The 3,903-nt window shown below is 67.0% G+C and carries 5 protein-coding genes; all 5 read left to right on the top strand.

Going from position 1 to position 3,903, the window contains the following annotated elements; genetic code table 11:
• Positions 1-307 precede the first annotated feature (307 nt).
• Genes LVJ59_RS17755 through LVJ59_RS17775 form a run of 5 tightly spaced genes read left to right on the top strand, consistent with a single transcriptional unit; the run spans position 308 to position 3,707 of the window.
• On the top strand, positions 308-670 hold the full coding sequence (locus LVJ59_RS17755; protein ID WP_232764069.1) for a hypothetical protein: 363 nt from the start codon (positions 308-310) through the stop codon (positions 668-670).
• A gap of 36 nt (positions 671-706) precedes the next feature.
• Positions 707-1,105 carry a hypothetical protein gene (locus LVJ59_RS17760; protein WP_047524672.1) on the top strand — a complete coding sequence of 133 codons (399 nt, stop codon included), beginning with the start codon at positions 707-709 and terminating at the stop codon, positions 1,103-1,105.
• Positions 1,106-1,114: 9 nt separating this feature from the next.
• Complete coding sequence (locus tag LVJ59_RS17765) at positions 1,115-2,431, top strand: putative T7SS-secreted protein (RefSeq protein ID WP_232764071.1); 1,317 nt, start codon at positions 1,115-1,117, stop codon at positions 2,429-2,431.
• Position 2,432: 1 nt separating this feature from the next.
• Positions 2,433-3,032, top strand: coding sequence for a hypothetical protein (locus LVJ59_RS17770; protein WP_232764073.1), 600 nt, complete (start codon positions 2,433-2,435; stop codon positions 3,030-3,032).
• A 36-nt stretch (positions 3,033-3,068) separates the two neighbouring features.
• Positions 3,069-3,707: a hypothetical protein gene (locus LVJ59_RS17775; protein WP_047524677.1), complete on the top strand. Its 639-nt coding sequence runs from the start codon at positions 3,069-3,071 to the stop codon at positions 3,705-3,707.
• Positions 3,708-3,903: the final 196 nt, after the last annotated feature.

Here is a 3,903-nt window from a genome sequence, read left to right on the forward strand (position 1 = left end):
TCCAGGATCTGGATCAGCAGCTCGCGGGCAGCTGACGAACGGCACGGTTTCACGGAGAGGGTCGACCAGGTGGTCGGCCCTCTTCGTCGTCACCCGCCCGACGGCGGCCCGTGTGAGATGGCGGCCCGCCAAGTGGCAGTGAGCCCCTCCGATCCCATAAGGTGGCCGAGTGAATCAGACGGACAGGTCCCGCATCTCGGGCCGCCGTTGCGACTGCGGCTACCTCGCCACCGGCACGCCGCCTGCGAGGCTCTGCTTCGACTGTGGAGATCGAGCGCTGGCCGATTGGGTCGCTGAGGAGAAGAGCGTGCTCGGGCCCCTGCCGGGCTACGCGGTCGAGGTGGCGGAGATCATCCGCGACGCGGCGAAGAACCAGGCGGCGGCGATCAAGAAGCGCTCGAACGAACCCTTCGCCGAAGCCGCACGCGAGCGAAGCCAGGCGGCCCGGCGTCTTTCGCGGGTCCGCCGTGCCCACCGCCGTGAGTTGGAGGGGGTCTCTCTGGACCGCTGGCAGGCGGCTGCCACCCTGCTCGGGAGCGACCCCCGGGAGTTGTTCCGCAAGGAGTCCAAGCGCTTCGTGAAACGTGGCCTCGGAGCGGCGCAGCTGACGGCCTTGGGCGTCGATGCGATGCAGATCGTCGTCAAGACCGCGCAGGAGAAAAGACGCTGATCGATTGTGGGGACTTCTCCCCATCGCCTGAGCGGCATGGTGACCGCTATCGTCGAATCCGGCGAAGGAGGACCACTGATGGCGGGCAACGACGGGATGCTGCTCCCGATGAGCGAGCTGCAGGAGATGTCACAGCAGATCACTTCGATCATCACCGAGTTCGAGTCGGCCAGCGCGCGACAGGGAGATGTCCAGGAAGCGGTCGGTCGGCCGGCCGGCGATGGGCGACTGCGCGACCGCTGCCACTCCTTCGAGGGCAGCTGGAACGACAGCCGGGACAAACTCCTCAGCAAGCTCCGCACGGTGAGCGAGCGCGTGCAGGGAACGATCGACGAGACGCAGCAGGCCGACGTCGACCTCGCGAGCCAGATGGAGCCGTCTTCCCCGTCGAGTCAGCCGGCGGGGCGGGGCCCCGGCGCTGCCCAGGCAGTCTAGGAGAACAACATGCAGACGACCAGAGGGCGCACGGTCGAGGTCATCGCCGGGAACCCCGGCGACATCGACGCCAGAGCCACGCAGATCTCCGATCTCGCTGACGACATGTTGTCCGCTGCGGCGACACTGCGCGGCATCGGCGATGGCAGCATCCGCGGCAAGGGCTACGCCATGGACAAGATCCGCGAGGTCGTGGACGACTCGCACAAGGACCTCAAGGAGGCGGGCGAGCGCTATCGCCCGGCGGGGACCGTTCTCAGTCGCTACGCGACCGCGCTGTCGACGGCGCAGCAGCAGATGGCCACGATCGTCTCGGACTGCGAGACCTCCTTGAGTGCGGTTCAGTCGGCCCAAGGTGATGCTTCGGATGCACAGGGTGCGTTCAGCAGCTTCCGCACCGAGGTCGCCGCTGCCCCTCCCGCTCCCGAGGAGCAGGATGCGAGCGCGCAGCAGAGCGACCGACTCGAGCAGGCGGCTGCGAGTGCGGCGCTCGCGCTCTCGCAGGCGAGGGAGACGCACGCCGAGAACCTCCGTGCCTACGACGGCGTCTTCGAGACGTGGGAGGGCGCCTACGAGACGGCGGTGAGTGACCTCGAGGATGCCAACAAGATCGGGGAGGACTCCACCTGGGAGAACATCGCCGGCGTCCTCGCCGTCGTCGCTGAAGTGCTCAGCTGGGTCGGACTCGGTCTCGCTGTCCTTGGCCTGATCATCGGCGGTCCGTTCATCGCCGCGCTCGCCGTGATCGTCGCCGTCGCGTCGCTGCTCGTCACGGTCGCTCTCATGTTCGACGGTCGCAAAGGCATCGGCGACCTGTTGTGGTCGGTGGTGGGTATCCTCCCGATCGGCAAGCTCGGCCTGTTGTTCAAGAAGGGCGGACAGCTGAAATTCCTCGGGGAGATCGGCAAAGGCATCGCGAAGCCGTTCCAGCAGGTCAGGGGCCTCCGGGGGCTCCAGTTCGCCCCGCGCAGCGGATGGCGGGCCGACTGGCTGCCGAAGTTCGATGCTTTCGCCGGTCGGGTGTCCGGCGTCAAGATGACCGGCCCTTTCTCGTTGAAGGGGATGCTCGACCGATTCGTCGGCGGTACCGGGCGCTCCTTCACGATCGCGTTCACGGACGCTGTCGGGTCGGCGCCGAAGCAGGCCATGGGAACCCAGCTGTTCAGCCAGCTGCCGACGGCGCTGCAGAATGTCGTCGGCGGAGCACCGACGACATTCGAGCAGGTGTTCAACGTCTACAAGTGGATCGACCGAGGTGTGTCGGCGACGGGAGGACGCCCTTCCGGCGCCCTCTCGCCCGCGGGTGCCATCAATGGGCTGTTCTGAGATGGGCGAGTCACTGTCGGAATCCGGGTGGGATCTGAACTATGACGCCGCGTTGTTCATCCCCCTTCCCTCGGTGGAGGAGCTCTCCGCCGATCCGGAGCGCGGGCCGATGTGGGTCGGCGAGGTTCTCGAGCACTACGCGGCGTCGGCACCGCTGACCGAAGGCGACCGCCAGGGTCTGACGGTGACCGCCGAGGCGCTCCTGAGCATGGCCGAGCCGTTCGTGATGCGCCTGTGGTTCGCTCCGCCCGGGTTCTACAGCGATGTGCTGGTGAGCCTTGTGGTGACCGACGCCGAAGGGGACTCGGCGAGGGAGATCGTCCAGCGTGTGACCGAGAATCCGGGAGCGACCGCGCCCGACGGGATCGCCATCGAGTCGGATACGCATGGCTCAGGAGTTCTGATCCGCCGCACCGCCGGAGTGCAGGCTCAAGACTCGAGTGCACTGCTGGTCGCCCAGTGGGATCTGCTGCTCCACGTGCACGGTGTGCTCATCGCCGCCAACGTCATGGCCACCACGCTTCCGGTGCTCGCCCAGCTCGAGGGTGAGCTGCTGGCCCTCGTCGAAGGCATCGTGCTCCCCGACGCCGTCATCGCATGATGCCGTCTCGGGGGCTTTTCCTGTGAGGATGGGGAGATGAACGATCTTCGTGTGGAGCTGCGGTACGGCATCCCCCCGTTCCGAATCGCGCTGCCGCCGGGGTGGCATCGAAGGGCTGCGTCGACGGCGACCGAGAAGGCTGACCTCGCGCGTGCATCGGAGCTGTTCCGCCAAGCCGGACGCCCCGATCTCGAGGCACAGTATCGGGCGATGATGGCCCGTGTGCGTCAGGGCATGACGCGGGCGAAGGTGTTCGCGATCTACCGGCAGGAGGATGTCGAAGCCGACGAACTCCTGCCGATGTCGATCACGGCGTCGGCGGTCGATGGCGAGGGTGGCCGCAATCTCGACGCCTGGATCACGGATGCGTTCCGGCTGCGTGGAGCGAGCTTCCTCGAGGATGCCAAGCATGTCGTGCGGTGGGAGGGCCCGGCGGCCCAGGCGCCCCGTGGCGCGGAGCTCGAACAGGTGACCGGACGAACGATCACGTATGCCCTGCCGGTGCCGGAAACCGACCGCACGCGCGCGCTGGTGTTCACGACGACCATCCTCACGCCAGACGGTGGCGGGATCTCCGACGAAGCGATTCAGGGCATGACACTGCTCAGCGATCTGATGATCTCCACCGTTGCGTGGGAGCAGGCGATGCCGGAGACGGTTCCGGGCTCGGTGTGAGCGAGTGCGGCTTTGTTCCGCCATCCGGTGGTGCGCGCCGTGCTCGGTGATGGGGAGTTGTCCCCATCGACGGTGTTTGTGGGGGCCGCGTAGGGTGGTGGTATTCGGGCCGGAGGGGTCCGGTTCTTTCGATTTGCGGAGGTGTGGACGATGGCCGATTTCGGTGCGTCTTATGCAGAGATGGAGCAGGTGGCGT

This window comes from Microbacterium sp. KKR3/1 (genome assembly GCF_021272365.1).
Classification (GTDB): domain Bacteria; phylum Actinomycetota; class Actinomycetes; order Actinomycetales; family Microbacteriaceae; genus Microbacterium; species Microbacterium aurugineum.

What these genes read in the sequence shown, in the direction of transcription:
- LVJ59_RS17770 (WP_232764073.1), top strand. Translation starts at nt 2,433, where the DNA reads ATGGGCGAGTCACTGTCGGAATCCGGGTGGGATCTGAACTATGACGCC.
- LVJ59_RS17775 (WP_047524677.1), top strand. Translation starts at nt 3,069, where the DNA reads ATGAACGATCTTCGTGTGGAGCTGCGGTACGGCATCCCCCCGTTCCGA.
- LVJ59_RS17765 (WP_232764071.1), top strand. Translation starts at nt 1,115, where the DNA reads ATGCAGACGACCAGAGGGCGCACGGTCGAGGTCATCGCCGGGAACCCC.
- LVJ59_RS17760 (WP_047524672.1), top strand. Translation starts at nt 707, where the DNA reads ATGGTGACCGCTATCGTCGAATCCGGCGAAGGAGGACCACTGATGGCG.